Origin of the sequence: Haloarchaeobius pelagicus (assembly GCF_051207375.1) — an archaeon.
GTDB lineage: Archaea > Halobacteriota > Halobacteria > Halobacteriales > Natrialbaceae > Haloarchaeobius.
In genome coordinates, this window is record NZ_JBPJZD010000003.1 from 61,450 (window position 1) to 83,334 (window position 21,885).

At 65.3% G+C, this 21,885-nt stretch carries 20 protein-coding genes and 1 pseudogene; 9 read left to right on the forward strand and 12 right to left on the reverse strand.

The features are described 5' to 3' along the window. Positions 1–6: 6 nt before the first annotated feature. From ACSC1S_RS18545 to ACSC1S_RS18555, 3 genes are read right to left on the reverse strand one after another with little or no spacing between them, the layout of a single operon-like run. Positions 7–366 carry a DUF7964 domain-containing protein gene (locus ACSC1S_RS18545; protein ID WP_435365587.1) on the reverse strand — a complete coding sequence of 120 codons (360 nt, stop codon included), beginning with the start codon at positions 364–366 and terminating at the stop codon, positions 7–9. 51 nt (positions 367–417) lie between these two features. Further along, on the reverse strand, positions 418–1,449 hold the full coding sequence (locus ACSC1S_RS18550; protein ID WP_435365588.1) for an aldo/keto reductase: 1,032 nt from the start codon (positions 1,447–1,449) through the stop codon (positions 418–420). Positions 1,450–1,503: 54 nt separating this feature from the next. Next, entirely contained in the window at positions 1,504–2,703 is a 1,200-nt protein-coding gene (locus tag ACSC1S_RS18555; RefSeq protein ID WP_435365589.1) for a thiolase family protein, read from the reverse strand. A 417-nt stretch (positions 2,704–3,120) separates the two neighbouring features. On the opposite strand from ACSC1S_RS18555, the gene ACSC1S_RS18560 reads away from it, so the two are divergent. After that, positions 3,121–3,906: a hypothetical protein gene (locus tag ACSC1S_RS18560; RefSeq protein ID WP_435365590.1), complete on the forward strand. Its 786-nt coding sequence runs from the start codon at positions 3,121–3,123 to the stop codon at positions 3,904–3,906. A 51-nt stretch (positions 3,907–3,957) separates the two neighbouring features. Here ACSC1S_RS18560 and ACSC1S_RS18565 read toward each other — a convergent pair whose 3' ends face one another. After that, entirely contained in the window at positions 3,958–5,748 is a 1,791-nt protein-coding gene (locus tag ACSC1S_RS18565) for a PAS domain S-box protein (protein ID WP_435365591.1), read from the reverse strand. Between the two features lie 121 nt (positions 5,749–5,869). Then, complete coding sequence (locus ACSC1S_RS18570; RefSeq protein WP_435365592.1) at positions 5,870–6,262, reverse strand: universal stress protein; 393 nt, start codon at positions 6,260–6,262, stop codon at positions 5,870–5,872. An 816-nt stretch (positions 6,263–7,078) separates the two neighbouring features. Here ACSC1S_RS18570 and ACSC1S_RS18575 point away from each other — a divergent pair. After that, a complete protein-coding gene (locus tag ACSC1S_RS18575; RefSeq protein ID WP_435365593.1) occupies positions 7,079–8,677 on the forward strand; it encodes a sulfatase-like hydrolase/transferase in 1,599 nt (532 codons plus the stop codon). Between the two features lie 21 nt (positions 8,678–8,698). Here the strand turns inward: ACSC1S_RS18575 and ACSC1S_RS18580 are convergent, their stop codons facing one another. Continuing rightward, the gene (locus ACSC1S_RS18580) at positions 8,699–9,133 is read right to left on the reverse strand and encodes a helix-turn-helix domain-containing protein (RefSeq protein WP_435320601.1); all 435 of its coding nucleotides are present in this window, start codon (positions 9,131–9,133) and stop codon (positions 8,699–8,701) included. A 128-nt stretch (positions 9,134–9,261) separates the two neighbouring features. Here ACSC1S_RS18580 and ACSC1S_RS18585 point away from each other — a divergent pair, with 128 nt between their 5' ends. Further along, on the forward strand, positions 9,262–9,864 hold the full coding sequence (locus ACSC1S_RS18585) for an aminopeptidase (RefSeq protein WP_435365594.1): 603 nt from the start codon (positions 9,262–9,264) through the stop codon (positions 9,862–9,864). Between the two features lie 210 nt (positions 9,865–10,074). Next, positions 10,075–10,935, forward strand: coding sequence for an IS5 family transposase (locus ACSC1S_RS18590; RefSeq protein WP_435365595.1), 861 nt, complete (start codon positions 10,075–10,077; stop codon positions 10,933–10,935). Between the two features lie 176 nt (positions 10,936–11,111). On the opposite strand, the gene ACSC1S_RS18595 is transcribed toward ACSC1S_RS18590, so the two are convergent. The 3 genes from ACSC1S_RS18595 to ACSC1S_RS18605 form a co-directional block, all read right to left on the reverse strand. After that, positions 11,112–11,375 carry a HalOD1 output domain-containing protein gene (locus ACSC1S_RS18595; protein WP_435365596.1) on the reverse strand — a complete coding sequence of 88 codons (264 nt, stop codon included), beginning with the start codon at positions 11,373–11,375 and terminating at the stop codon, positions 11,112–11,114. Positions 11,376–11,595: 220 nt separating this feature from the next. Continuing rightward, positions 11,596–13,029, reverse strand: a complete 1,434-nt coding sequence (locus tag ACSC1S_RS18600) for a hypothetical protein (RefSeq protein WP_435365597.1) — start codon at positions 13,027–13,029, stop codon at positions 11,596–11,598. After that, positions 13,019–13,774, reverse strand: coding sequence for an ABC transporter ATP-binding protein (locus ACSC1S_RS18605; protein WP_435320606.1), 756 nt, complete (start codon positions 13,772–13,774; stop codon positions 13,019–13,021). The genes ACSC1S_RS18600 and ACSC1S_RS18605 overlap by 11 nt, the downstream gene beginning before the upstream one ends. A 144-nt stretch (positions 13,775–13,918) precedes the next feature. On the opposite strand from ACSC1S_RS18605, the gene ACSC1S_RS18610 reads away from it, so the two are divergent. Further along, positions 13,919–14,878 (forward strand): C-terminal binding protein, encoded by a 960-nt coding sequence (locus ACSC1S_RS18610; RefSeq protein ID WP_435365598.1) that lies wholly within the window; start codon positions 13,919–13,921, stop codon positions 14,876–14,878. A gap of 59 nt (positions 14,879–14,937) precedes the next feature. Here ACSC1S_RS18610 and ACSC1S_RS18615 read toward each other — a convergent pair whose 3' ends face one another. Beyond that, a complete protein-coding gene (locus ACSC1S_RS18615) occupies positions 14,938–15,525 on the reverse strand; it encodes a DUF7344 domain-containing protein (protein WP_435365599.1) in 588 nt (195 codons plus the stop codon). 261 nt (positions 15,526–15,786) lie between these two features. Between ACSC1S_RS18615 and ACSC1S_RS18620 the strand changes: the two genes are divergently transcribed. From ACSC1S_RS18620 to ACSC1S_RS18635, 4 genes and pseudogenes are all read left to right on the forward strand, one after another. Next, positions 15,787–16,182: a universal stress protein gene (locus ACSC1S_RS18620; RefSeq protein WP_435365600.1), complete on the forward strand. Its 396-nt coding sequence runs from the start codon at positions 15,787–15,789 to the stop codon at positions 16,180–16,182. Positions 16,183–16,298: 116 nt separating this feature from the next. Further along, on the forward strand, positions 16,299–16,940 hold the full coding sequence (locus ACSC1S_RS18625; RefSeq protein WP_435365601.1) for an NADPH-dependent F420 reductase: 642 nt from the start codon (positions 16,299–16,301) through the stop codon (positions 16,938–16,940). Between the two features lie 44 nt (positions 16,941–16,984). After that, a complete protein-coding gene (locus ACSC1S_RS18630) occupies positions 16,985–17,521 on the forward strand; it encodes an SRPBCC family protein (protein WP_435365602.1) in 537 nt (178 codons plus the stop codon). A gap of 149 nt (positions 17,522–17,670) precedes the next feature. Beyond that, a pseudogene (locus tag ACSC1S_RS18635) lies at positions 17,671–18,066 on the forward strand (ABC transporter substrate-binding protein); the annotation flags it as partial. Between the two features lie 152 nt (positions 18,067–18,218). Here ACSC1S_RS18635 and ACSC1S_RS18640 read toward each other — a convergent pair. After that, positions 18,219–19,211, reverse strand: coding sequence for a ribonucleotide-diphosphate reductase subunit beta (locus tag ACSC1S_RS18640; RefSeq protein ID WP_435320616.1), 993 nt, complete (start codon positions 19,209–19,211; stop codon positions 18,219–18,221). Between the two features lie 33 nt (positions 19,212–19,244). Then, positions 19,245–21,683 (reverse strand): ribonucleoside-diphosphate reductase subunit alpha, encoded by a 2,439-nt coding sequence (locus tag ACSC1S_RS18645; RefSeq protein ID WP_435365603.1) that lies wholly within the window; start codon positions 21,681–21,683, stop codon positions 19,245–19,247. Between the last annotated feature and the right edge of the window lie 202 nt (positions 21,684–21,885).

Genomic DNA, 21,885 nt, shown 5'->3' on the forward strand with positions numbered 1-21,885 from the left:
GCCAGTTCAGAGTTCTTCGATGTCGTCGACGACGGCCTCCTCGTCGTCGAAGTCGACCGTCGCGCCGCCCTGCATGAACTCGTCTTCGTAGGTCTCTTTCCCCCACTCGGCGATGGCCTTCTGGAGGACCGTAAAGCCGTTCTCGGTCCCCTCGTCGACGCTCTCGACGATGGTCCACTCCTCGGTCTCGGGGTCGAAGCCGACGGCGTGGCCCTTCCCCGAGTAGATGAAGAACAGCGCGAAGACGCGGTCGATCTCGGGCACGTAGTTCCCGGGGACGACGGTCAGCTCGGCGTCCTGCTCGGCCAGCGACTGCACCTCGTCACCCGTCAGTGGCCGCGACGGCAGCGAATCGATGGTTCCCATACGAGGCTGGTGGTGAAGCCGCGGGAAAAGTGCGGTGTTCCCCGGCGGGGCTCAGTCGCGGTGACCCCAGCGGTTGCCGTCCTCGTCGTACCGGGCCGCCGAGATGCGTTCGAACTGGTCCGCGTCGAGTGTGACCTCGGTCGCACCAACGTTCTCCTCCAGCTGCTCGGTCGTCCGCGCCCCGACGATGGGGATGCAGGTGAACTCCTCCTGGTCCATCAGCCAGCGGAGGGCCACCTGGGCGGGGGTCGCGTCCACCTCGTCGGCGACGCCCCGGATGGCGTCGAGGACCTCCCAGCCGCGTGCCGAGAGGTAGAAGTTCGAGAACCGTTCGTCGAAGCTCCCCCGCGAGCCATCGGGTGCTTCCACCTTCGTCGGGTCGTCCGGGTCGGCGCGTTTGTACTTGCCCGTGAGGAAGCCGCCGGCCAGCGGCGAGTAGGGGCAGACGGCGACGTCCTGGTCCGCGCACACGTCGAGGTAGTCGGCCACGTCGTCCCGGTAGGCGGCGTGGAACAGCGGCTGGGTCACCTCGAACCGTTCGAGCCCTTCGACGTCGGACTTCCAGAGCGCCTTGGTCAACTGCCAGGCGGCCATCGTCGACGCCCCGAGGTAGTTCACCGTCCCGTCCTCGACGAGCTGGGTGAGCGTCTCGAGGGTCTCCTCGATTGGTGTCTCGTCGTCCCAGCGGTGGATGTAGTACACGTCGAGGTAGTCGGTTCCGAGGCGGTCCAGCGTCCCCTCTATCTGGCTCCGGATGTGCTTCCGGCCGAGGCCGGCGTCGTTCGGTCCCGGTTCGCCCCAGCCGTCGAAGGGGAAGTAGACCTTCGAGGCGACGACGAAGTCGTCACGGTCGCGCTCGGCCAGCCAGTCACCGATGTACTCCTCGCTCGTCCCGTTCGGGTTCCCGTAGACGTTCGCGGTATCGATGAAGTTCCCGCCGTGGGCCTCGAAGGTATCGAGCAGTTCGTGTGCCTCCTCGCGGTCGGTCTCGAGGACGCCGCCGGTCTCCCGGCCGAAGCGCCAGGTGCCGAAACACAGTTCCGAAACGCTGGTCCCTGTCGAGCCGAGTCGTCGGTAGTCCATACGCCCGAGTCCTCGGCGGGCGACCAAAAGGGTGGGAGTAGCGGTAAGCGAGCGTTACTCTACCCGCTCCAGAATCGTCGCGATACCCTGCCCGAACCCGATGCACATGGTCGAGAGCGCGGTCTCTGCGCCGGTCCGCTCCATCTCGTGAACCAGCTTCGTAATCAGCGCGGAGCCGGTCGACCCGAGCGGGTGGCCGTGCGCGATGGCCCCGCCGTTGACGTTCGTCCGGTCCCACGGCGCGCCGGTCTCTTCGAGCCAGGCCGCGACGACGCTGGCGAAGGCCTCGTTCACCTCGAACAGGTCGATGTCGTCGACGGTCATGTCGGCCTTCTCGAGGACGTTCTTCGTCGCCGGAATCGGGCCTGTCAGCATCATCACGGGGTCGACCGCGCAGACCTCGGTCTGGACGATGCGGGCCATCGGCTCCCAGCCCTGTTCTTCCGCCATCTCGGCCGAGCAGATGAGCGTGGCGGAGGCCCCATCCACGATGCCAGAGGAGTTGCCGGCGTGGACGACGCCCTCGCCCTCCTCGCGGAAGGCGAGTGGAATTCCTTCGAGCGTTTCCACGTCGGTCCCGGGCCGCGGATGGCCGTCCTTCTCGACGGTGATCTCCTCGCCGTCGAGTTCGGTCTCGACCGGGACAATCTGCGAGTCGTACTTGCCCTCGTCCCACGCTTCGCCCCAGCGCGACTGGGAATCCACCGCAATCTCGTCGAGGTCCTGTCTCGAAAAGCCCCACGTCTCGGCGATTCGCTCGGCGCTTTCGCCCTGGGGAATCAGCTCCTCGTACTCCTCGAAGTAGGTCTCCGTCATCGAGCCGCCGTCGGTCCCCATCGGCTCGCGCGTCATGTGCTCGACGCCGCCCGCGACGACCACGTCCTGGAAGCCCGCTCTCACTTGCCCGGCGGCGAAGTTGATCGCTTGTTGGCCGGACCCGCACATCCGGTTGAGCTGGACGCCGGGGGCTCCGTGGCGACCTTCGTAGGACGCACCGGGGCCGGCGTCTGGGTCGACCTCGTCGCTCCAGCCGGCGACCAGCGGGGCGATTCTGGCGATATTCGACCCCTGGTCGCCCTTCGGGGTGACACAGCCCAGTATCACGTCCTCGACCAGGTCGGTGTCGAGGTCGTTGCGCTCGGCGAGCGCTCGCAGGGGTGCGGCCGCCAGGTCCTGTGGGTGTGTGTCGCGGAACGCGCCGTCGCGCTTGCCGAACGGCGTCCGAACCGCGTCCACGATGACTGCTTCTCGCATGGTCTCAACTAGACAACGATTTACTTGTTTCTTTCGCCCGGTCGTGGGCCGGGCTGCGCCGCGGCCCCGTAAGTAATCCTACTTATATGGTGTGGATGTTTCTCGATAACCGGTAAAATTAAGATACCGCGGCAGAAACGTAGAGGTACATGACCCGGACTCACACTGTGGGCAACGAGGCCCGCACTGGCGGTGACCACCGGTACGCCGCACACGGTGACGAAGCCTCCACTGGAGTCACGGGTACGCCGCTCTCCTGCTAACGTCGGCTCCGTAACGCCGGCTGTCGTCGACTCCCTGACAGCCGGCTGTCTGCGCTGCCGTCACTCGGCCCTCGCTTCCAGAGTGCCGCGTGCCGCCTGCCGCACAGATGGCCGCATCGCCTGTCGACCGCCCAGTCACACATCCATATCCACGATGACCGAATTCACGTTCGACCCGGACCCGGCACAGGCACACTACAACGTCGCCCACCTCGTCGACGACCGCACGCATCTGTACCACGAGTACGACATCGACCGCGAGTTCGACGCGGGACTGACCGACCCCCGGACCGGCAAGGAGGACGCCCCGCCCGACTACGGCCAGCGCCGCGCCGCGATGCTCGACTTCTACGGGCACCGCTGTGGGCGCTGTGCCTGCCGCATCGGCGACAGCACGACACAGGAGCTGGAGGTCGGGTACCTCTACTCGCTCGCCATGGTGACCGGCCGCGGCGACGAATGGACGCTCGACAACCTCGTGGCGGTGTGTGAGCCGTGTTACGACCTGCTCACGACGGACTGCCCCGAGGACATCGGCGCGTTCGGGACGCAGTACGAGAACGCCCCGCAGTTCCCAGTGTGGACCTGTGACCCCCGCGTCGCGGTCGAGCGCCTCCCGCTCACGGGCCGCGAGGTCTGGCTCCGCGAGCAGCTGGCGAGCCGGGTCGCGGTCTCGTGTGACCAGGAGACGGGCGTGAACCAGCCCGTCGCCCGGGATGCCTGTCTCGCCAGGACGACGAGTGCGGCGGTCGCGGTCGCCCTCGGCGAGGAACTCATCCTCGACGAGTACGGGTCGTGCTCCACGATGCAGCGCCGCCTCAGCCAGCGCTGGGAACTCCTGACGGCGCACGAACGCGATGCCTACCGCGACCGGGCGGTCGACGAGGACACGGTCATCGGCGGCGGTTTCGAACCGTGTGTCGACCTGCAGGAAGCCTGAGCCGGGGAGAACCCCCGCTGACGGTTCGGCCCTCCTCCGACGATTCGCCCCCTACGTTCGCTGCTGTACTGCCGGCAGATGCATGGTCACCGCGCTTCCGCCGAGGTCGGACTCGGCGAACGTCACGCTCCCGCCCGACGCGGCGACGATGTGTCGAACGAGCCAGAGACCGAGGCCGCTGGCGTGTTCGAGCTGCGTTATCTCCCGTTCACCGAGGACGACCGCGAGTTCCTGCTCGGGAATGCCGGGGCCGTCGTCGGCCACGGTCACGTCGGCCACCTCCCCCGAGAGCTCGACCTCGACGACCACCGTCGGTGTGTCGGCTCTGTTGTGTTCGACCGCGTTCTCGACGACGTTCATCAGCGCGACTTCCAGCTGCGGGTGGGCGTACACGTGGGCCGTCTCCGGCCCGTCGAACTGGACGTCGACGTTGGCGTATCTGCGCTCGACCGTCTGGAGGACGGACTCGGCCGCGGCCGTCACATCGACCGTCGGGCTCCCGTCGGTCTCCGAGAGTCGCTCGAGGACCTGGGCCTTCTGCGTGAGTTCGACGACGGTATCGGCGGCGTTGAGGAGGGACTGGGCGTAGGCCCGTTCCTCGCCGTCCAGCGTCCGGGTGAGCGTCTCGGCGTACCCGCTGATGACCGTCATCTTGTTCCGGAGGTTGTGGCGGAGGATGCGGTGGAGGACCTGGAGCCGGCGCTCACGGTCGACCTGCTCGGTCACGTCGGTGTAGACGCCGAACGCGAGGGTGCCATCGTCGGTTTCGCGGTACGGGACGCCGCGGAAGAGGAACTGGCGCTCACCGGTCGCCGTTCGCCGGACGACCCGGCGCTGATTGACCAGCCCACGTTCGGCGCGCTCGTCGAGCTGACGACCCACGTCTGTGTCCTCGTCGGGAAGGACGTAGTCGTTCAGCGACTCGCCGATGACGGCCTCGGCGTCCCAGCCGAACGTCTCCTCGAACCCCGGGTTCACCCGACGGACGATGGGTGTCCCGTCCTCGATCTCGGCCTCCACGATGGCGTCCGGTATCGTCTCGAACAGGTGCGAGACACGGTCGCGTTCGGCCGCCAGCCGTTCCTCGGTGGCTGCGAGTTCACTCAGGTCCCTGACGACACCGACCGTCCCGACGAACTCCGACCCGCTCATGCGGAGCGTGACCTCGATCTCTGCGGGGAACGTCTGGCCCTGTCTGGTCCGGAGTTTCGTGCGATACTGGGCCGTGTCTCGGTCGTCGGACGCGAGGAGGTTCCGTATCTGTTCGCCCCCGGTCTCGACGTTCTCGTCGGCCAGCACGACGCTGACGTGCGTCCCCACGAGCGTCTCCCGGCGGTAGCCGAGTCGGTCGAGGAGGCGGGGTGTCGCCAGCACGACCCGCCCGTCCGAATCGAGCGCGTACACCATCTCGGGGATGTGGTTCCAGATGCTGTCTTCGGCGGTCGCCACCCGCTCTCCGCCCCGGGCTGGTTCGTCCTGCTGGTCGACGACGGCCGCGACGCGTTCCGTGAGTTCTGCGAGACCCTGGTCGTCAGCCCCGGTCACACAGTCCGCCGCACCGGCCCGGAACAGGGAGACAGCGCGGCTATCGCCGCGCTCCGGTGACCAGACCACGACGGGAACTTCGTCGGTGACTCTCGTCGGGAGGGCGGCCAGGAGCGCGTTCGGGTCGCTGGTGCCATCGTCGGGGAGGACGACCACGTCTGGGGTGGTGTCGGGTATCGAATCGGCGGGATAGACCGCTGTGTCGAACCCTGCGGCTGTGAGGCGACGGTCGAGCATGCCTCCCGTCTCGTCCGAAGTGGAGACGACGAGGACTCGAACGTGTGACGTAGCCGCCATAGAGATGCCGAATCTTCGATGAAAGCACACAAAACCGTTTTGGGCGTTCTCTGGGCTGTATCGCGCTACGAGCCGGCGCAGAAGAATCGGAGGTCTCGTTTCTGGCGTGCCGGAGTCGCGATCAGTCCTGTGGCGGTGCCACGAGGACCGGTCGCTCAGCGTCGAGGATCACGGCCTGTGCGGTCGACCCGAACAGTGCTTTCCCGGCCGGCGAGCGCTTCCGCCCGCTCACGCAGATGCAGTCCGCGTCGATCTCCTTGGCGTGTTCGACGATCTCGATGGCTGCGTTCCCGCTCGATTCGCTGAGCTCGGCCTCGATACCGGCTTCTTCGAGTACCTCTCGAACCTGTCGCACGGTACTCAACTGCGAGACGGACGCTCCTTCGGGGTTGTCTTTGAACACGTGGAACAGTGTCACCGCGACCTCGTCCTTCCCGGGCATGTCTGCGACGGCCTCTGCCTGTGCGCGTGCACGTTCCTCGTCGGAATCGACTGCGAGCAGTACCTCGTACATATCAGGCGGTACTCCCGAAGGGGGCTTATGTTTAGGGGGTTGGTCTCCAGGCGCTGAGAACGGGAAGGCCCGCGATGGCGGCTGTCACGGGCCGCTGGCCCCCGCGCCGTCGGAAAGGGGCAACAGTTGCGTCCCGGAATACTTACTTAACCGTAACCGGCTATGACTCAGATGGCTTCACGAGTTGGCGCGCGTGAGCCGATCCACTTCCACATCTGGCGCTTTTCGAAACTCTATGGCTCCGAGCCCCAGCTCCGGCGTTCGACAGACGTCTCGCGCTCGTACTCGCTGCTCGAAGCACGTGGTGAACGGAGTCGGTCGGCGGGGGTAGCCCCGCCGTGAGCGACAAAAAGGGGCCGGCGGCGGTGGCAGACCGCGCCGGCCGAACTGGCACTGTTGGCAGACAGGTCGCGTCGCCGGGCCGTGGTAGAGTATGGCAGACTGGTGGCCCGGTTCGATGCTCCCTGTCGGGTGATTTCCTCACCCTCACTATCCCGTAGGTCCGCTCGATAGATAACATGTGCACTATCCGACCAGTTATGGCCCTACCGCTGCGTAACCCGAACCGACAGCAGGCACGGCCCTCGGTCGGAAACGTTCTTCCGCCGAAGACGGTTCCTCAGGGTGATAACTCAGCCCTTACCCAGTATCTGCTATATGTCTACAGAGTGCTAGCTACAGGTGACCTACTGGAGTACATGCGGGGGCATCCGCCCCCTGGCCACACCGGTCGCCAGTCCGATACCCGGGCTGGTGTCGGTGTCCGGCCGCGTCAACACCACGCGCACTGGGGGCTCCGGTCGGGGGTATCTCTCTATGACAGGACGACAGTCTCTCAACGCGACACGGATGACCGACACAGAACGACCACTCGACGGCCCGCGCACCGACGGCGGGACGACACCGTCGAACGTCCTCCTCGTGCTGGCGGACGAACTCGGCTACGGCCAGCTCGGCTGCTACGGGGGTGGTGCGGTGCAAGGCGCACCGACGCCAAACGTGGACAGCATCGCACGCACGGGCCTGCAGCTCACCAACTTCAACATCGAATCGAACGCGCTCGCGACGCGGTCCGCCCTGCTGACGGGGCGGCATCCGCTTCGGTCTGGCACCTCGGCTTCCGGCTTCCCCGGGGAACTCGTCGGCCTGACCCAGTGGGAGCAGACTCTCGGGAACGTCCTGAAGGGGGCCGGCTACGCGACCGGCTACTTCGGGACGTGGCAACTCGGCGACGAGCAGGGCCGCTTCCCGACGGACCAGGGCTTCGACGAGTGGTTCGGCATCACGGACGGCCCCGAGGTCGCGAGCTACACGACGAACCCGGCGTTCGACGCGGACACGATGCCGACCCCGATGATACTCGAAGGAGACGCCGGCGAGACGCCAAAGGAGGTCGAACCGTTCGACCGGGCGGCCCGCGCGACTATCGACGAGACCATCGCGGAACGCGTCGTCGAGTTCGTCGACTGGCACGCCGAAGCTGGCACGCCCTTCTTCGCGACGGTCGCGTTCGCCAGCCTGGCCCAGCCGATCGTCCCGCACCCGGCCTTCGCGGACGGGTCCGGGAACGGCCCCGTGGCTGACCGCCTGCTGGAACTCGACCACCGCGTCGGGCAACTCCTGCGTGCCCTGGAGGAGGCTGGCGTCGACCAGCAGACCCTCGTCGTCGTGACGAGCGTGAGCGCCCCGACCGACGTCGACATCGCCGAGACGGCCGTCGCGCCGTTCCGCGGAACGGCAGGGACGGCCCTCGAAGGTGCACTCAGGGCACCGTTCGTGGCCAAGTGGCCCGGCGTCATCCCGCCGATGACGACCTCCAACGCGGTCGTGCACGCGGTCGACGTCCCGGCGACCATCGCGGCCATCGCCGGCACGGGCCTTCCGGGCGACCGTGAGACCGACGGCCTGGACCAGCGCGCCCTCTTCACCGCGAAATCGACCGAATCGGCGAGGGAGGGGATACCCATCGTCGTCAACGAGGAGCTCACGGCTGTCAAGCTGGGACGGTACAAGTGCCACTTCTCGCATATCGACCCGGAGACGAAGACGGCCCAGCAACTCGCCAGCCCCATCATCGTCAACGTCGAGGCGGACCCGCGGGAGGAGCACGACATCTCGACCGAGGTCCGGTTCCTGCTGGACCAGCTGTTCGACGTGGCCGACGAGTTCGAGATGAGTCTCGCCCAGGAGCCTCCCATCCAGCCCGGGACGCCCGACCCCTACGACCCGAACGCCCCTGGCCCGCGCCCGATGGGGCCCGGCGGTCCGATGCCGCCGATGGGACAGGGTGGCCCCATCGACGACTGGCCGATGGGTGAAGGCGGCCCGATGGGGGGCGGTGGGCCGATGGGTGGCGGCGAGCCGATGGACGACGATGGACCGCGCCGGCCCGACGACGAGGCGGGTGGCCGGTAACCGCGGTCACCGCAGGCTGTTCTAGTCCGTGGTCGGCCGCGGCATCTCTTCGAGCTCGGTTATCTCGCCGGTCTTTTTCACCCGGGCGTACTGGCGACGCCACGCGTCCTCCGGGAACAGGTCGTTCCGGTCGAACAGGGCACGAGCCTCGGCGGTGAGCCGGTAGAACTTGTACGGGTAGCCCCGGATGCGCTCGCCCGGCTCGACGACGAGCTCGTCGACCACGCCGACCGACTGGAGCGTCTTCAGGTGCCGGCGGATCGCGTCGGCTTCGAGACTCGGGTTCATGTAGTCGAGTTCCTTCACGCTCGGTGCGCCTTCGGGGTGCCCGACGATGTCGGCGATGAGGTTCGCTCGCGTCTTGTCGGTCGCCTTCTGGAGCGCTGTCCACGTGTCGAACTCGTCACCCAGCCCTCGTCCCCCGCTGTCGTTCGGCTGCTGTGCTTCCGGGCGCATACTCGTCCCTACGACCTCGACCACTATCAAACACTAGGTCGTCAGATTCAACTGGTACTATAAATGGTTCCCCAACCGATTTATCGACCAGTACCTCTTTCAGTGCTGCAACTGTTCTCTTGCCTAGCATGGCCGACGACCCCACAGACCACCCCCATCGGGAGTACCTCGAGAACGTCGACCCCGACGAGCTCGTCGACGGCAACGAACTTCGACTCACGCCACAGCAGCACGAACGGTTGAAGAATGGCCTCCACGGGCAACAGTTCAAGACGCTCAAACGGTCGGATACCCGGTACCTGGTGGTCGGCCGTGGCGGCGAGGACGGTCCGGGGGAGCGGCGACTGCAGGTCTGTGCCATCCTCGGCGACCGGTCGGGGGCGACGGCGTTCCGCCTCGAAGATTTCGGCTTCACCGGCGAGGACATCGACCTCTGGGTGCCCGCGTTCGACATCCTCTCGGAGATGGCCACCCACATCGTCGGCGTTCTCGAGGACTTCGACGGCGGCCACGTCTGGGAACTCGGCTTCCTCTACCACTACCAGACGACGATTCGTGACATCCTCTGGCTCCTGAAGCGCGTCTACGGGTCGAAAGATGAGATGCGAGAACACTACGACAATGGGATGGCCGCCTCGCACCTGGCCGCACTCGAGGAGGCCGCGGGCGAGCGAGTCCTCACCTGGGAGTCGGTGGAGGACCTTCCGGATGCGGTCGGTGAGATTCCCTGAGCGAGTTCAGGTGTCAGCGGTGGTAAAGTGATAGATGTAGAGGGTTGGGTCTGTCGCTTCATCTAGTGTTCTGAATCAAACTTGTCAGGAATCGCCTGCTGAATACAGAGCGTGGGCCTTGTTTAGACGCTCGAACTTTAGCAGCGTAGAGTCGATTGAACTCGTGTCGATACGCTAGGAACTCGGGGAAGATACCAAATCTACTAGGAAGTGAAGCGGGACGGATTCGTTGTGCACACGAAGACCTCCCGCTTCACAGAGAGAATTGTATCGCTCGCCCAAAAAGCCGTCGTTGGCCCGCCAGCCCCGGCATACCAACCGGGCGAAGAAGGCTACGCTGACTGGGTAATTCTCGCGGTTCAGGGATTGAAAGAGTATCTTGGCCATCCGTACCGGAAGCTGATGGACGTTCTCCGAGAGATGCCGAGAGTAGCGAAATCACTCGGTTTGACTCCTGAAACGGTCCCACACTTCTCGACAGTGTGTGCGCGAAAGCAGGCGATTCCGATGAAGAGGTGGCGAGCGATTCTCGATCAGACCGTCGAGCTGTATGATCTCGGTGATGTACAGGCGATCGACGCAACCGGCGTAGATCGCGTTCAGGCCAGCCAGCACTATGCGAAACGCACCGACTACACGTTCGAGGCGGTGAAGACGACGCTGCTCATCGATTGTAAGACTAGCGCGATTCTAGATATACACTGTTCGATGAAACAACCACACGATACACAGGTTGGCTGGAAGGTGTTAACCCGGAATCTTGACGCGTTGAGTACTGTCGCGGCGGATAAAGGCTATGACTGGGAGGAACTTCGCACGCGGTTGCGTGCGGAACATATCACACCGTTGATTCCGCAGCGCGACCCTGGAATGCGTGGGTGGGCGAGAAATCTGCTGATCAAGGATCGAGCGTATCACCAGCGTTCGAACGCTGAATCGGTGTTTTTCGGAATCCGGAGAAGATACGGCGACACGCTTTGTGCGCGAACCTGGTTTGGGCAATTCCGTGAGCTTGTCATGAAATCCGCCGTCCGCAACATCGAACGCGTCATCGAGGACTCACACCCGTGAAATCACGCGTTCAAACAAGGCCCAGAGGTTGTATGTAGCAGTAGGTTGAGGGGCGACTCAGTCAGTATTCTGTCACGTGTCCCGGGCGTCTCGAGCCCGGGGCCAACTCCAGTTTTCGAGTGAGCAGATCGCACAGTGCCCTCGAGCTACTGGGTATGATGACAGTCTGTTTTGATTCAGTTGCCGCGTGATGGGGCAATAGAGACAGTGACTAACCTATCGCTCCAAACCGAAACGAAGCTATCACTATATTGGAACGCGAGATTGCCTGCAAATTTCGAGTGTTCGTCCGTCTCTGAGGAGAACAATCTATCGAGCGCATCCACATCCAACGTGTCCTGAAGTGGAGGAAGAGCGAGTGGACAGCATTCTTCAAACTCAGCGACAGCACACACGAGGGTATAACTCAGCGAGTCGTCGCCATTCACTGTGCGGTTCATAACTGTCAATAGGGCTCCAATGGTAAACCTCTAGCAGTTTTTCACTCATATAATCACAACAGATGATATTTGACCGATAGAGTCTCTGTATCAAACGATCCAATCGGGTCGTTTGTGACCCCGCCCTCCTGACCGACTCGCGCTCTGTATTCAGCACTGTACTGAGAAAATCACCCGAGATTGTCAGGAGTAGCGCCGATTCACTCGCACGCGCAGCCCGTCACTTCCGGTGATGCTGTTCCCACTTCGGCACCGCCCGCCGGTACAGCGCGATGCCGAGCCCGCCAGCCACGACACTCGCCACGCCGAGTGCGGCCAGCAGGGTCACATTCACCGGCGCGAGCACCAGCCCGACCACGAGCACGGGGACCAGAATCAGGGCGACTGCACCGCCGAACGCGGCGAACAGCACGGTGTCGAAGAGGAACTCGTTGGGTTGGAAGCCGGCGAGGTACACCGTCAGCCCGAACAGGTAGCATTCGAGGCCGAGCAGGAGCAGCAGGCCGACGACTGCTTCCTCCACCCTGGCCCCGCGCCAGGCGATGGCCCCGAGGAAGTACAGCAGCCCGGTGGGCACGCCGAGCACCAGGAAGGCGCGGAACTTCGCGCGGAAGACGGCCGCGATGGAGACTGGATACAGCTGGTACTCGGCCACGTCGTCGAACTGCGTGACCCAGTTGTAGGTCGTGAAGGCAGTGAGCCCGAGAATCGCGCCGAAGGAGACGCCGGTCGAGGGCGATAGCCCAGTGATGGTCTCGGCGAGGTCGAGCAGGAACGCGCTCACCGCGAAGAGCACGCCGCCGGAGAACAGCACCTTGACGAACCCGCCGGAGGAGCGGTGCACGTCCAGCAGCGATTTGACGGTGAGTCCGTCGGCGTCGAAGGGGAGCGCGTCCTGCCAGGTGAGGAAGGTCCGGCCCGCGGTTCTGGCGGGGGTGACGTAGCTGGTGTCGTACACCGCGACACCGAGGGCGAGCAGGAGCGGAATCGGGGCGAGTGCGGCGACGGCCTCGACGACCGTCCCGCCGTCGAACAGCCCGTAGGGCGTGTAGGCGACGAAGTCGATGCCGGCGACGTAGGCCAGCCCAGCGGCGGCAGCCAGCCCGAGCAGCAGGAGCTTGCCGGGTGCGCCCCGCGTCGAGAGGCCGATGGCGGCGAAGGTGACGGCCACGCCGAGGACGAACGTCGCCGTTGTCGTGGCCCAGAGCGTCGGGAGGGCGAGCCAGCCGATACCGGCTCCGGTCACGACTGCCGGGACGAACCCGAGCGTGATGGGCAGCAGGAACAGCAGCGCGTAGTACACCGCATCCTTCACGAGGAAGATGCCCAGGAGCTTGCGCTGGGAGATAGGGAGGGTCCGGGCCGTGAACACCACGAGCGTCATGTCGCCGAGCAGGTTCCGCATGGCGTCGCGGCCGACGAAGCCGACGCTTCCCGTATGAAGGCCGAAGAAGAACGCGAGTGCGTGGACCCCCGCCAGGACCGACCCGACGGCGGTCCCGGTGGTGGTGAGCAGGTACACCGCCCCCGCGGTGATGGCCGTGACGAACACCGGGAAGCCGGCGAACCGGCCGCCGCCGAACAGCTGGCTGTGGAGACGCCACTCCTCGCGGAACATCTCGACGAACAGCCGACGGCCGAGGCTAGTCGTCACCGACCACCGCCTCCGGTTCCTGCCAGTCCACGTCGTCGTCGACGTTCGCCATGAAGGTGTCCAGCAGGGACTCGCCCTCGTCCAGCTCGTCGGGCCGGCGCTCGGCGATGAGTTCGCCGCGGTAGACGATACCCACGCGGGAACAGATCTCCTCGGCGACCTCGATGTGGTGGGTCGAGATGAAGATGGTGTTGCCCGCATCGCAGTAGTTCGTCAGGAAGCGCTTGGTGCGCTCCTGGACGATGGGGTCGAGGTTCGCCAGGGGCTCGTCGATGAACACGACCTCGGGCTCGTGGAGGAACGCCTGCGTTATCATCACCTTCTGCTGCTGGCCCCGCGAGAGGTCCGTGTTGAGGGTGTCGAGCTTCTCGCCGAACGAGAGCCGGTTCGCCCACGTTTCGACGCGCGAGTCGACCACGTCCTGGTCGAGGTCGCGCACCGTGCCGACGAAGTCGAAGTACTCCCGGGGGGTCATGAAACTCGGCGGCGACTCCTGTTCGGGGAGGATGCCGATGTGGCGGCGGGTCTCGACCGGATTCGCGACCGGGTCGTGGCCCAGCACCGAGGCGGTCCCCGAATCGGGTTCGAGTTGCCCAGTCAGTATCTTGATGGTCGTCGTCTTCCCCGCGCCGTTCGGCCCCAGGGCGGCGAACAGTTCGCCGCGGCCGATGTCCAGCGAGAGGTCGGCGAGCGCGGTGACGTCGCCGTAGGTCTTGCGGAGGTTCTCGGTTCGAATCGCGCTCATCAGTCGTCCCGTGAATCGGCCCGGGTGCTCTTGACCGTTCTGCCCGTCTGGGGGTTTGCCGGTTCGGTCTCCGCTTGCGGAGTCGTTCCACCGAGTTGCGAGCGCCCGCCAACCGTCAAGTGACCGACGGCCCTACAGCGACACATGCACTCGGTCCTCCTCTCGGACTACCCGATGCTCGACCCCGACATCTACCGCAGCGTCCTTGGGCCCGATGTGGAGGTCCACGAACGGGTCCTCGGCTCGGCCGACGCGCTCCTCGAGGCGGCCCGCGAAGTCGATGCCGATGCCGTGGTCACCGACGTCCACACGCCGGTCCCAGCCAGCGTCATCGAGGCGCTCGACCTCGCTGTAATCGCGCGTTCGGCGGTCGGTATCGAGGGAATCGACCTCGACGCAGCGGCCGAAGCTGGCGTTCCGGTGACCCACTGCCCGGAGTACTGCACCGACGAGGTGGCGACGCACGCGCTCTCGCTCGCCCTCGCCTGCGTGCGGTCGATTCCAGCGTACGACAGGTCGGTTCGGGCTGGCGAATGGGCCTGGGGGGCGACCCGCGAACTCCATCGACTGCGGGGCCAGACCATCGGCCTGCTCGCGTTCGGCCCCATCGCGCGCCGGTTCGCGGAACTCGTCTCCGGCTTCGACTGCCGGCTCGTCGCGCACGACCCGTTCGTCGACGCGAAGACAATGGCCGACTACGGCGTGGAAGCGGTCGGTTTCGAGACGCTACTCGACGATTCGGACCTGCTCTCGGTGCACGCGCCGCTGACCGACGAGACCCGTGGAATGCTCGACGCCGATGCCTTCGACCGCCTCGGCCCCGGGGGCGTCCTCGTCAACACCGGCCGTGGGGCAGTCATCGACGAGGGCGCGCTGGTCGCGGCGCTGGAGTCCGGGCAGGTTGCGGCGGCCGGCCTCGATGTGCTCGCGGAGGAACCGCCAGAGGAATCGCCGCTCATCGGCCGGGAAGACACGGTCGTCACGCCACACGCTGGCTGGTACTCCGAGGAGGCCAGGCGCGACGTGAACGAGACGGTCGCGACCGACGTCCGGCGGGCGCTCGACGGCGAGGAGCCGGAGAACGTCGTCCAGCAGTCGTGGTGACGTGACTGCTGGTGCGTGAGACGATGGTACAGAAGGTGTGTGATACAGAAGGCGTCGGTCTAGCTCGTCCGGAAGTCCCGGAGGAAGCGACCGACACGCGCCAGCGGGGCCGTGCCAGCGGACAGCTGTACGACGAACGATGCGACCAGAACGATGGTGAACAGCCCGGCCCAGACGGCCGTGCCGAGCAGATCGATGACCGGGAATCCGACTTCGGCGGCGAAGACGGTGACCATGGCGACCAGCCCGATAAGCAGGTAGTGCTGGTACCACGCGAGCCCGGTCGAGCTCATGACGGTGGTGTAGGGCACGAGGTCACGGGACCGTTCGGTCAGCGTGACGGTCTTCAGGTTCGACTCGTAGTCGATGACCCCGAGCTTGTCGAGCATCGGCAGGTGCGTCTGGTGCAGCGACGCGTAAACGCTGTCTCTGATGTTTCGTGGCGGCGGCGACTCCCCAGTCTCGGCCTCGGCGATCGCCTCAGACAAATCTCTGAGGGTCGATTCCCCACCGTGGCTCCGGAGGTGTTTCAGAACCTCCCGCCGACGTTCGTTACTTAATATCGAGTGTATGTCTCCCTCGTCGAGTCGATTCTCGCTCGTTGTAGGGATGATTCTACTATCTACTGATGGCGTACTTATTGACACCGGTTACTCCCCCTCCATTACGTTACTCGTTGTCTAGGAATATAGCTGTATGCCCTGATTGGCCATCAGGTTTAAGTACTCAACCGGGATTTTCATGTCAGACCGAATCAGCCGTTAGCGAGCGCGGGACCCACGTAACATCAGATTAGGGCCGTGGCCGGCCGGTAAGAATCGGTCGTTTGGCCCCGTTTCGGGGCGACTTCGGGTGCTGTCGTCCCTAGTGTCACAATCATTATTCGACACGGGGCAGTCTGTTCCGTCATGCACGTACTGGCACCGATAGATGGCTCGGACTGTAGTTTCAGGGCGCTGGAGTTCGCAGTCGAGTTCACCGACCGGTACGACGGGACCCTCGACGTGGTCCACATCACGGACTACGAGGACGAATCCATCGAGCAGTTGCTCGAACGGGCCCGGACGGTCTGTCGAGCGGGCGGATCCGACTCGACGCCAGAGCTGGCGTTCGACGTCGGAATCTACCGGATGCGGTACGCGAACAAGATCGGGAAGGACATCCTGGAACTCGCCGCCGACCGGGACATCGACCACGTCGTCATGGGCCATCACGGCGGGAACACGGTCGACCGGCTCGTCATCGGGAGCGCCACCGAGACGGTCATCCGGGCGAACACGGTCGGCGTCTCGGTCATCCCCTGACCGGCCGGGTCCGTCCCTGACCGGCTGAGTCCGTCTCGATGGGTCGAGGCGGTAGCGGGTCCCTCTCCACGGCTCGCGGCGGTAGCGGTTTCTCGTCGGGGTGCCTGTCGTTCCGTATGAACGTCGGTTTGGTCGGGACCGGGAACATCGGGGAGACGCTCGCGAGACACCTTGTGGCAGCCGGCCACGACGTGCTCCTCTCGAACTCCAGGGAGCCGGAGTCGCTCGCTGACCTCGTCGAGGAGCTGGGCGAGCACGCCTGTGCAGCCACTCCAGCCGAGGCTGTCGACCATGCGGAACTCGTGGTGCTCGCACTGCCCTGGCGCGCTCGTGACGAGCTGCCGGACGCTGCCCTGTTCGCCGAGAAGGTTGTCATCGACGCGACGAACCCCTACTCAGCCGAGTTCGAGGTCATCGACCTCGGCGAGGAGACCGCCAGCGAGGCCATCGCCGAGCAACTCCCCGACGCCAGGCTCGTCAAGGCGTTCAACGCGATGCACTGGGAGACGCTTCGCGACGAGTCCCGGCCCGAGGCCCCCGCCGAGGACCGGCTGGTCGTCTTCATGGCCGGCGACGACCGCCACGCCAAGGACATCGTCGCCGACCTGGTGCGCGAAATCGGGTTCGTCGCGATGGACACCGGCGGGCTGGTCGAGGGCGGCCGGCTGCAAGAACCGGGGTCTGCCATCTACAATCAGCCGATGTCGCCGCCGGAGGCCAGGGAGGTACTCGGTGAACGCAGGGGATCGACTGACTGACCGCGAGGCGAGGATTCAATTCGATACGGTCCTATCTCCCCCGTGTGGACGCCATCGAGATATCGACCGTGGTGTACGTCCCGAAGGAGGAGGCGTTCGAGTTCCTCTTCGACTTCACCAACCACGAGCAGTACTCGCGCTACGTCTCCGACGTGACCAAACACGGTGACGGCGTGGGCTGCCAGTTCGACATCACCCTGCAGTGGTGGAAGCTGGAGTACACGCTCTCGCCGCGGGTGACGGGCATCGACCGACCCGAGCGCATCGACTGGGACGTCCCACGGGACGTGCGGGCCGAGGGCTTCTGGGCGCTGGAGGACGTCCCGCCGGAGTCCGAGCAGGCACAGGCAGACGGCGGCCCGGCGACCAGGGTCCGCCTCCGCATCGAGTTCGACCGGGCGGGCTCACGGCTGGCGGGTCTTCGACTGCCCCCGTTCGTCTCGCTCGACTGGGTCATCGACCGCGTCAAACCCATCGCCATCCGGGAGGCGAAGACGGTGTTCGAGCGCGCCATCGCCGATCTCGAAGGCCAGCGCCGGGACGTACACATCGAGTTGCACACTCGGCCGTCGACCGTCTGAGTACGGGTTCCTCGCATTCGTTTCTGCGCCGCTTTTTCTCCTTTGCCCTGTCGCGTCGCTGGATTCGGTGGAACTGTTGAATCGATACCTGGATTTTAGGCCAACCAAAAAATCGCAAGCGGTTTATTTCTTTAGGCGAGCCTAAAACCCTGGGCGACGATACGACGACCCGTCAGGAACCGACGCGGCGGAAGTATCTCCAGTACGGCGGCGCGCTCCTCGGCAGTGCGCTGCTCGCCGGCTGTGCCGGAAACGCAGGCGAGGGGACCACCGCAGGACCGACTGACACCGCAACTGCCACCGAGACAACCGGCGAGGATTCGACGGAGACCAGCTCCAAGGAGGCCGGCCCGTACTCGGTCTCCATCGACCCCGTCGGTGAGGTCGCGTTCGACAGCATCCCCGAAACCTGGGTGGTGAACAACGGGAGCTGGGCGGACATGGGCGTCGCACTCGGCCTCGAACCGCCGAAGGCCGTCTGGCTGACCAGCCGCTACCACACGCAGTACTACGACGATATTCCGGGGCTCTCTGTCGACGCTAGTGTCGACAGCGAGAGCCCGACCGGGCCGCACATCTCGCCACACGCCGCACTCGATGGTGCGTCGCGCTAACTGGCTCACCCAGCCCTGAAACGGCTTTCGACCCACAGTGAGTCACAGTTCTCGCCGACAGGTTCGTTGAAGCCGTTGGCGGGCTACCAGTCGAGGCTCCCGCCGCTCTGGTACTCGGTGACCTGCGTCTCGAAGAAGTTCTTCTCCTTGTTGAGGTCGACCTGCTCGGACATCCATGGGAACGGGTTGTCGGTGCCGTACTGTTCCGGCAGGTCGAGCTGCCCGAGCCGACGGTCGGCGACGTGCTCGACGTACTCGGCGAACTGGTCGGGGCTCAGTCCCAGAATCTCGTCCGGGCACGCCTCGTAGGCGTAGATCTTCTCGAGGTCGACGGCGTCGGTGACGAGCCCGACAACCTCGTCGCCGAACTCGTCGGTCCAGACACCGGGGTGTTCGGTGCGAATCTCGTCGATGAGGTCGACGCCGAAGCCCAGGTGCAGGGACTCGTCGCGCATGATGTACTCGAACTGCTGGCCGATACCGACCATCTTGTTCTGGCGCTTGAGGCCGAGCATCATCGCGAACCCGGCGTAGAAGAAGATGCCCTCCATGATGACGTAGAAGCCGACGAGGTCGCGGAGGAAGTCCCGGAGGTCGTCGTCGGTGTCGATGGTGAAGTCGTCCTCGGTGATTACCCGCGTCAGGTCGACGACGAACTCGTCCTTCTCCGCGATGGAGGGCACGCGGTCGTACATCCCGTAGAGGTACTCGGGGTCGAACCCGAGTGAGTCACAGCAGTAGATGAACGTGTCCGTGTGGATGGCCTCCTCGTAGGCCTGTCGGAGCAGGTACTGGCGGCACTCCGGGGCGGTCACGTAGTCGTACACCGCGAGCACGATGTTGTTCGCGGTGAGCGACTCGGCCGTCGAGAAGAACCCGAGGTTCCACTCGACGAGCTGGCGCTCGGCGTCGGAGAGGGCGTCCCCGTTCCACTGGGAGATATCGTCCTGCATCGGAATCTCCTGGGGCACCCAGTTGTTGTTCACGCCCGCCTCGTAGTACTCGCGGGCCCAGTCGTAGTCTATCGGCAGTATCTTGTTCGGGTCGTGGTCGGTGTCGTCGTTGAGTATCGGCATGGATGGGGCGGTGAGGTGGATTGTTCGCGGTCGTCACTGGCAGGCGTCACAGGTCGGGTCCTCGACGGTGCAGAGGTCGGTGTCGTCGGCGGGGTGGCCGCCGTCGGACTCGACCGGCTGCGAGGCGTCGCCGTCGCGGTGCTGTGTCTTCCCGTACTCCGCCATGTCGAGCGTGGACTTCTCTATCTGGGAGGCACCGAGTGTCCGGAGGTAGTAGGTCGTCTTCAGCCCGAGCTCCCACGCGGTCTCGTACACGTCGCCGAGCAGGGAACCGTCGGTCGACGGGAAGAAGACGTTGTGCGAGATGGACTGGTCGAGCCACGTCTGGCGGTGTGCGGTCAACCGGAGCTGGTGACGCGGGTCGATCTCGAACGCGCCGCGGTACAGCTCCTGCAGGTCGTCGGGGATGGCGTCTATCTCCTGTATCGACCCGTCGTGGTACTTGATGCGGTCGACTATCTCGTCGTCCCAGAGGTCGCGCTCCCGGAGGTCCGCGACGAGCTGATCGTTGACGACCGTGAAGTCGCCGGACATGTTCGACTTGACGTAGAGGTTCGAGTACAGCGGTTCGATAGAGGGCGTCGTCCCGTTGATGGTCGAGACGGTCGCCGTGGGCGCGATGGCCATAGTGTTCGAGTTGCGCATCCCGTGTTCCTCGACGTGTTCGCGGACGACGTACCAGTCAAGCGTCTCCTCGCGGTCGGTCGGAATCTCCCGGTCGCGCTCGTCCTCGAGCAGGTCGACGGTGTCCTGCGGGAGCAGCCCGCGGTCCCACTTCGACCCCTCGTAGGAGGGGTAGGAATCGCGTTCGGCGGCCAGCTTCGAGGAGTTCAGGATGGCGTGGTAAGAGACGAACTCCTGCCAGCGGTTCGCCTTCTCGACGGCCGCCTCGGACGCCATCGGCACCTCCAGGCGCAGCAGGGCGTCGTGGAACCCCATCGTCCCGAGCCCGATGGGGCGGTGGCGCATGTTCGAACGCTCTGCTTCCTCGGTCGGGTAGAAGCAGAGGTCGACGACGTTGTCGAGCATCCGCATCGCCGTCTCGATGGTGTCGGCGAGGTGCTCGCGGTCCAGCTCGCCGCCAGACACGTGCGTGGCGTAGTTGACGCTCCCGAGGTTGCAGACGGCGTGCTCGTCCTGGCTGGTGTTGAGCGTAATCTCGGTGCAGAGGTTCGAGGAGTGGACCGTGCCGACGTGGTCCTGCGGCGACCGGACGTTGCAGGGGTCCTTGAACGTCAGCCACGGGTGGCCGGTCTCGAACAGCCGCGTGAGCAGCTGCCGCCAGAGGTCGGTGGCGTCGACCCGCTCGTACTGCCTGAGCTCGCTGTCCTCGGCCTGCTGTTCGTACTCTCGGTAGCGTTCTTCGAACGCCTCGCCGGACAACTCGTGGAGGTCGGACACCTCGTCGGGACTGAACAGGGTCCACTTCTCGTCGGCCCGGACCCGCTTCATGAACAGGTCCGGTATCCAGGCCGCCGTGTTCATGTCCGGGGTCCGCCGTCGCTCGTCGCCGGTGTTGCGCTTGAGGTCCATGAACGCGGGGAAGTCGAGGTGCCAGCAGGCGAGGTAGGCACAGGCGGCTCCTCGTCGCTTGCCGGAGCGGTTGATGGCCGCGGTCACGTCGTTGCTGATGCGGAGGAAGGGGACCACGCCGGTCGATTCGACGCCGGTCGACTGGATGAGCGACCCGGCGGCCCGGAGGTTGGTCCAGTCGTTGCCGAGGCCACCGCTCCACTTCGAGAGCTGTGCGTGGTGCTTGTAGGCGTCGAAGATGCCCTCGAGGTCGTCCTCGACCGTGGTCAGGTAACAGGAGGAGAGCTGCGGGTGGGTCGTCCCGCTGTGGAACAGCGTGGGCGAGGAGGGCGTGAACTCCAGCTTCGAGAGCACGTCGTAGAACTCCCTGGCGCGGCGCTGGGGGTCGTCCTCCTCGATGGCAAGCCCCATCGCGACGCGCATCCAGAACGCCTGCGGGAGTTCGAGACGCTCGCCGTGTTGCTCGGTCTTGAGGAAGTAGCGCTGGTACAGCGTCTCCATCGCCATGTACTCGAACTCCTCGTCGCGGTCGAGTTCGAGGTATTCGGCGAGGTCGGCGAGGTCGAACCGTTCCAGAAGGCGCTCGTCGAGCAGCCCGAGGTCGACACCGCGCTCGACGTTCGTGACGAACGTCGCGCGGTACGCCTGGTCGAGGTCGAACCCGGTCAGGTCCTCGCCGATGACCTCGCGGTAGTACTGCTGGCGGAAGACAGCCGCGGCGACCCGCTTGAGTTCGGGGTCGCGCTCGATCCGGGCGGTCAGCGACTGCAGGATCGCCTCGTACACCTCGTCGGTGGTCGCGCCGTCGTAGAGGCTGCGCGCGGTATCGGTGTGGATGTCCTCCCACGCCGTCTCGGGGAGGTCGGTCTCGTGGCCTGTGCGTGCCCGGTCGAGGATGGACCGGACGTCGGTGGTCGGTGCAGTAGATTGCTTGCTCATGGATGCTGTGAAGCGACCGACTCGGTGCGACTCCCGCTCCCGGATGCGGGGGTGACGACGCCCGCCGCGCCGACACGTCTCGTGCCCGTAGGACCGGGGCGTGCCGAGACGCGTGGCTGTCCGGTTCCGTCGCCAGAGATGCCTCTCGTCGGCCAGGCACTCGGGGCAAACCGCACGTCGGGAGGGTGGTCGCCGGCCGCAG